The organism is Xenorhabdus szentirmaii DSM 16338, from assembly GCF_002632585.1.
GTDB classification, from domain to species: Bacteria; Pseudomonadota; Gammaproteobacteria; order Enterobacterales; family Enterobacteriaceae; genus Xenorhabdus; species Xenorhabdus szentirmaii.
The window spans coordinates 1-4,818 of record NZ_NIBV01000002.1; the positions used below are offsets into that span (position 1 = coordinate 1).

Annotated in this window: 4 protein-coding genes; all 4 read left to right on the plus strand. The window is 55.5% G+C overall.

The features are described 5' to 3' along the window. The coding region (locus tag Xsze_RS10045) for a bacteriophage T4 gp5 trimerisation domain-containing protein (protein ID WP_084616399.1) at nucleotides 1-500 on the plus strand (500 nt) is incomplete at its 5' end. A gap of 12 nt (nucleotides 501-512) precedes the next feature. Beyond that, nucleotides 513-1,739 (plus strand): DUF2169 family type VI secretion system accessory protein, encoded by a 1,227-nt coding sequence (locus Xsze_RS10050; RefSeq protein WP_038242122.1) that lies wholly within the window; start codon nucleotides 513-515, stop codon nucleotides 1,737-1,739. Continuing rightward, nucleotides 1,729-2,085, plus strand: a complete 357-nt coding sequence (locus tag Xsze_RS10055; protein ID WP_038242119.1) for a DUF4150 domain-containing protein — start codon at nucleotides 1,729-1,731, stop codon at nucleotides 2,083-2,085. The genes Xsze_RS10050 and Xsze_RS10055 overlap by 11 nt, the downstream gene beginning before the upstream one ends. A gap of 10 nt (nucleotides 2,086-2,095) precedes the next feature. Further along, nucleotides 2,096-4,818, plus strand: a 2,723-nt coding sequence (locus Xsze_RS10060) for a DUF6531 domain-containing protein (RefSeq protein ID WP_143707584.1), incomplete at its 3' end; no start/stop codon positions are given.

The following is a 4,818-nucleotide window of genomic DNA, read 5'->3' on the forward strand; positions in this document are numbered from 1 at the left end:
AGATGGCGTTCCGCTCCAAGACCCATAAAGGGGAAGGCTACAACGAACTGCTGTTTGAGGATGCAAAAGGCAGTGAACAGCTCTCCCTTCATGCACAGAAAGACATGAACACCAAGGTACTCAATAACCGCGATACCAAGGTGCTGGCTAATCACACGGAGACCGTGGACAAAAACCAGACCCTGCATATCAAGGGGCATCAGATGTCCACCGTGAATCTTACCCGCACCGATACCGTCGGCCTCGGCTACGCCCTGACCGTCGGGGCGGCGATGAATACCGCTGTGGCTCTCAGCCAAAGCGAGCAGGTGGGGGTACACAAATCGGTGATAGTCGGTAATACCCTGTCCATCACGGCCGGGGATGTGATTGAACTGAAATGCGGTGCCAGCACCCTGCGCATGGACAGCAGCGGAAAAATCACAATCCAGGGCACAGAATTCAAGTTCGAGGCCAGCGGCCCGGTGCAAATCACCGGCAAAGACATTGACCTGAATTGAGGAGTGACTTCGATGGAATTTCGTAACCTGACCCCGTTTGCGGTAATGAACTACTCGATGCTCGATGTGGAGGATGTCGAACATCATGTCGCGGTGATGAAAATCGGCTATCAATTGTTGCCGGACAGTACCGGCCACAGCATCGCTGAATTGCTGCCCGCCCCTCCCCTGTGCTTACAGGATGAATACCGTGGGCTGATGAACGCCTCGCAGGTCTTGCAGGAGAGTGACCTCGCGCCGTTTAAACCGCGCTGTGACATTATCGTCAACGGCACGGCTTATGCGCCGGATAACCAACCCGGTACAGAGTTTCCTGTTCGGTTGCAGGTCAAGAACAAGCAGGGCCAGACCCTGCTCGACAAAACCCTGACCGTGACCGGTGAACGGGAATTTATCCGTGATGCCAGCGGCGAGTGGCAACTAACCGACCCGAAACCCTTTACCACCCTGCCATTGGATTATCGCTACGCCTTTGGCGGTGAATGCAAAATTCAGGCAGATGACAACGCGAGCGCACATCTTAAAGAAAGTGACCGTTTGACCGCGGCACAGCGCCAGCAACATCCAGACGGGGAAAATTCGCCGCTGGCTCACGCCACCTGTGAAACCAATCCGTTGGGAACGGGGTTTATCACGCCGTGGTATGCCAGTGCCAAGCAGCTCACCCGTTACCCCGCGCCGCGTATCACCCAACCTGATGCACCATTTACCGTTGAGCATTTTACCGCGCAACTGAGTGGCCCATTGCCAGCCGATACCCCTGTCAGCCAACCGCAGGGGCTAGGCTTTATCGGTCGCCCGTGGCTGCCCCGCCGCCAATTCGCCGGTACCTACGATGACGACTGGCTCGCCAACCGCCACCCTTACCTGCCGAAAGACTTCGACTTCCGATACTGGAACGGTGCCCCGACTGATCAGCAAATTGACTGGCCTGATACTGACATCTCGCTAATCCTGCAAGGTATGATGCCCAGCGGCAACCTGCACGTCACCCTGCCGGGGCATCGCCCGTTTATTCTGCTGCGGATGCAGAACGGCATGCTGCTGCCCGTTCCGATGCGCCTCGATACGTTGCTCCTCGACAGCGAAGCCATGACGCTGCACATCACCAGTCGGCTGAATTTTAAAACCAGCCTGCCGATTCGGGTAGCAGAGGCACGGTTTGAAATCGACCCCGATGCCCCGTTACTCAAACTCGCGCCCCCTGAACCTGAAAAGGAGACTGCCCATGGCGGATAACTACCTTGCCCGCACCGCAGGCGAATGGCTGATAGTCGGTATGTTGCCGGACGTGTGCAAAACCCCGATGGGGCCATCAACTCCGCCGATCCCCTACCCGGTCATCGCCAAACTGGCCGGCAGCGATGTGCCCGTGAAATCGGTGCGTGCCAATGGCAAGCCCGTCGTGGTGTTTGCCCAGAGCTTTGTGCCACAGACCCTTGGTGACCAGCCCGGTGTGGCCAACGGCGTGAAAAGCGGCACCGTGGGTGCCAAATGTCACCCGAAAGCGCATACCAACACGGTCCGGGCCGGCAACAAGCTGGTGCTGCGCCACGGGGATGAATTCTGGATGAACGGGGCATAAGGAAAAAGCGATGACAGTCAGAATTGAGATTACGGGATATAATGCCAAGGCATTTTGCGAAAATTTCACCATTCATACGCAAGAAAGAGCCGAAAAGGCCCTCAAATATTCGGACAATATCTTCCCTGCCAGTGAGGTGGGTGGTCCAAATGCATCATGGACGCCTGAGGAGTTCAAGCGGGTTGTACAGGACGCGGTAGATAAATTTAAAAGCGGGGAGTTTCCGTTGGAGGAATGGAAGCATACGCCCCCTGAACCGAATGAGCCCCTGCCCGATAAACCCCGCGATGACAGCCCGACCGGGACAGGTAACACGCTGGGTAAAATCGTCGGACAGGCACCCCAAGGGGCAAATCCGCCGCATGAAGCCAATGCCGCCGTGATACCGGAAACTGAGCAAGAAAAGGGATTTTTGGACAAAGCAGGGGATTGGTGGGATGAGACCAAAAAGGACGTGACAAAATGGGGAGAAGAAGCCGGTGAAAAACTGAATGCTGCCTGGGATAATCCGGGCAAGGCTGCAATCGGCGCAACAAAAGGGGTATGGAACATCGTGCCTGATGTGGGGGAGTTTGTTTTTCGGGGGGTAGCCGGAATACCTGCGACTATGATGTCCGCATCGGGTACGGTATTGAAATACGTGGGGGCCGACACGATAGGTGATACGGCTCTGGCTGCGGCGGGCAAATTAAACCAAGCTGTCGATAAGGCCGTTGAGTTGAGCAATGTCGATGCCATCCGGTTTGACATCACGGATAAAGCGGAACAAGGTGGAGCATTGATCGCGGATGGTGCTGGTTGGTTAACTGGAATAGTAGGGGCCCTCAAACAAGGCGCGAAAGTGGTGGTGAAAAAAGCCAAACCCTCTTCTGGCGGTAAAATAAAAGCCCAACCGAAAGATACCCCGGAAGTAAAACCCAAAAAAGAGCAGCCGAAGGATGACGCCACGCCGTCCAACAACAAAGACGGCAATTGCAATGGAACCTGTACCAAGAAAAGTGAGCCGGTTGATGTGGCGACCGGTGATTTTTTACAGGAATGGCCGGTCATTGCGATCCCCGGACTGCTGCCCATTACCCTGAACCGCTCTTATCGCTCCACCGCCAAGTACAGCGGCCTGTTTGGATCGAAATGGGCCGATGATTGGTCACGACAGTTGGTTATCGGCAACCATGAAGTCCTGTTTACCGATGTGGATGGCGTAGTCTATGATTTCGCCACCCCCGACAATCAGGTGCAGTCCCGTAATAAACACATTCCTCATTACGTCCTGACGGGAGAACTCAACGGGGAACTGGGCCTGACCGACCGCCAATCCCAGTTGATTTACCATTTCAATCAAACCACAGAAACCAGCCGCAAGCTGTCTGCCATCACAGATCGCCGCCAAAACCGGATTGATTTTATCTATGATAAACATGGCCGATTAATTGAAGTCATCCGCAATGATGGCGTGCGGCTGGCACTGGGTTATAAGGACAACCGACTCCAGACGGTGGATTTACTTGAAGGGGCGACGACCCAGCGGCTGGTGTCGTGCCACTATGACACGCACGGCTACCTGAACGAATGTGAGCCATTCCAGCACAACCACCTGTGGCATGAGTACGATGCCCAGGGGCGGATGACCCGCTGGCACGATACCGACCAGACGGATTTTCACCTCACTTATGATGAGAAGGGGCGTGTCATCAGCACTTATTCCCCCAGTGGTTACTGGCATGACCGCTTCCGTTATGATGATAATGCCCGTATCACCACCTATTTGGACGGTGAAGGCGGGGAAAGTCATTATCATTACGACCCAAACGGGTTGGTGATAAGGGAAGTCGATCCGCTGGGCCGGATTACCCGTCGCCAGTGGCGTCACAGCCAAATCGTTTGGGAAAGCAACCCCGCGGGTCAGATGACCAGCTTCGATTACAACCCTGACGGTGTGTTGACCGAAGTGAAACTGCCGACAGGCGAAACGTTCACCTATGATTATGATGAACACGGGCAGCTCATCGAAAGTTGCCTGCCGACGGGGGAATGCTGGCAGTTTCAGTATGACGAACAGGGTAACCTGACGGCGCTCATCAACCCCCTCGGACACACAGAAGCCTACCAATACGGCACGCATGGCGAACTGCGCCAGCGCCTGCTGCCCGATGGTCGTCAGTGGCACTATGCTTATGACGAACAGCAACGTCTGGCCGCCGTGATGACGCCGGACGGTCACACCACGGGGCTGGAGCTGGATACGCTGGGACGCCTGCGCCGCTTTACCGACGCGCTGAAACAGGAAACCCGCTACCAGTACAGTCCCGACCATGCCAGCCTCAATAATGGCAGCCTGAGTGAAATCACCCTCGCCGATGGCGTTACCCAAAAGCTGGAATATGACAGCGAGCACCGCGTGGCGGCGGTCACTGACGGGGAAGGCCGTACCACTCGCTACACCTACGGTGCGTTTGACCTACTGACTCAAATGACCCGCCCGGATGGCACCACCTTGTTCTTTGGCTATGATCGACTCACCCGACTGAATACAGTCACTGCCTCCACCGGGGAAACTTATCGCTATGAGCGAGATGCAGCCGGTCAGATTATCCGCGAAACCGATTTTACCGGACGGACACTGGTGTATCAGTACGATAAACTGGGACGCCGAACACACACGATATACCCCGATGGCCAGCAATTGCGCGGGTACTATTCCAGTGCAGGGTTGTTGGTCAAACAGGAAAGCTG